The 2035-nt window shown below is 74.6% G+C and carries 2 protein-coding genes; both read right to left on the reverse strand.

Going from position 1 to position 2035, the window contains the following annotated elements; translation table 11 throughout:
- Positions 1-16: 16 nt before the first annotated feature.
- Complete coding sequence (locus SCA03_RS34650) at positions 17-688, reverse strand: response regulator transcription factor (RefSeq protein WP_086818300.1); 672 nt, start codon at positions 686-688, stop codon at positions 17-19.
- Positions 685-1947 (reverse strand): sensor histidine kinase, encoded by a 1263-nt coding sequence (locus tag SCA03_RS34655; protein ID WP_158102368.1) that lies wholly within the window; start codon positions 1945-1947, stop codon positions 685-687. The genes SCA03_RS34650 and SCA03_RS34655 overlap by 4 nt, the downstream gene beginning before the upstream one ends.
- Positions 1948-2035 lie beyond the last annotated feature (88 nt).

Here is a 2035-nt window from a genome sequence, read left to right on the forward strand (position 1 = left end):
GATGTCGTCGAAGGGATCAAAGGGGCGGGGAGCCCAAGTAGTGGAGGACGGCCTGGACCCGGCGGTGGGTTGTCGAGGTGCGGGGGATGTCGAGCTTGTCGAAGATGGCGGCGGCGTGTTTCTCGACGGCGCGCTGGGAGATCCCCATGCGCGCGGCGACAGCCGCGTTGGTGAGGCCCGCGGCCATGTGCCCGAGCGTCTCGCGTTCCCGCTCGGAGAGCTGGTCGAGCCCGGGGCGTGCGGTGAGCAGCCGGGCGATGACGTCCGGGTCGAGGGCCGTACCACCGGCGACGACCCGGTGCAGGGCGTCGACGAACTCGTCCACGTCCAGCACCCGGTCCTTGAGCAGATAGCCGATGCCGGCGGAGCCGTCGGCCAGCAGCGTGTGCGCGTAGCTCGTCTCGATGTACTGGGAGAACAGCAGAATGCCCAACCCCGGGTGGGTGCGGCGCAGTTCGGCGGCGGCACGCAGGCCCTCGTCGCGATGGGTGGGCGGCATACGGATGTCGGCGACGACGGCGTCCGGGCGGTGCTCGTCGACGGCGGCCAGCAGCGCGTCGGGCGTCCCGACAGCGGCCGGTACCCGCATGCCGCGGTCCCCGAGCAGACCGACCAGGCCCTCTCGGACGACGGCGGCGTCCTCGGCGATGACGACGCTGAGCGCGGCGGGCGGCGGCGTGTGGCTCATGAGCGGGAGTCTTCCGGCGCGGTGGAGGGCGGCAGGGGCGCGGGCAGGCGGACCGTGGCACGGGTGGGACCGCCCGGCGGGCTGGACAGCTCCAGTGTGCCGTCGATCGTCCGCACCCGTTCCGCGAGGCCCCGCAGCCCGGACGAGGGGACGGCGCCGCCCCGGCCGTTGTCCTCGACGGTGAGGACGAGGCGGCGCACAGCGCCGGGCTCCGTCCCGGGGTCGAACCCGGCGGACACCTCGACCCGGTCGGCGCCGGAGTGCCGCGCGGCGTTGGCCAGCAGTTCGGCGGCGCAGAAGTAGGCGATGGTCTCCACGGACTCGTGCGGGCGGGGCGCGTCGGCCAGCCGCATCCGCAGCCCGATCCGCAGCCGGGGCGACTGGACGTCGGAGCGCAGCGAGGACAGCGCGGGGGCCAGTCCGTTGTCGAGCACCGGCGGATGGATGCCGCGCACCAGGTCGCGCAGTTCGCCCAGCGCGGTCCGGGCGTTGCCGAGGGACTGTTCGACCAGACCGCGGGCCTTCTCCGCGTCGAGCCGCTGCGGTTCCAGGGCGTCCTTCGCCCGGGTCAGCGACATGGCGACGGCGACGAGCCGGGCCTGCGCACCGTCGTGCAGGTCCCGTTCGATACGGCGGAGCGTCGCCACCGAGTCCCGCACGGCCAGTGCCCGGGTCTCCTCCAGATCGTGGATGCGCGCGGTCAGCTGCCCCTCCGCCGGAACGGGCGCCAGCAGTGTCCGCGCGAGCAGCCGTACCAGCGCGCACAGCCGGCGCCCCGCCCACCCGGCCGCCGCCAACAGGGCCAGGCCGCCCGCGGCGACGGCGAGCGCGCGCGGCAGCGTGTCCAGCGGCACCTCGCCCGTCAGGCCGATCCCGGCATGACCGTCCTGCTCGACGGCCCGGAACCACAACGGGTACGACAGCGCCGCCAGCGCGTACAGCCGCACCGGCACCGCCACCGCGAACAGCACCACCGCCAGCGGCGCGTCGATCACCGCGAACGCCGCGGCCCGCCAGCTCGCCGCGTCCTGCACGGCCCGCAGCACGGGCGGCGCCGGCGGAACCGCCACCCGCTCCCCCAACAACCGCCGCACCAGGGTCCGTTCGACGCCGACCAGGCCGCGGACGGCCGTCAGCACGAGCGAGAGGAACGGCAGCCCGATCCGCGTCACACTGAGCACTCCGCCCACCGCGATCAGAGCCAGCACCGGCACCCCCAACACACCCGGCACCAGCCCCGCCACGGCATACCCGACCACCCGCCACCCCCGCACCTTCACGACCACCTGCTCCCCTCGATTCCGACACCGTCCACTCTCCCCTCCCGTACCGCCCCTTCCCCTACCG

The sequence above is a fragment of the Streptomyces cacaoi genome (assembly GCF_006539165.1).
Lineage (GTDB): Bacteria > Actinomycetota > Actinomycetes > Streptomycetales > Streptomycetaceae > Streptomyces > Streptomyces cacaoi.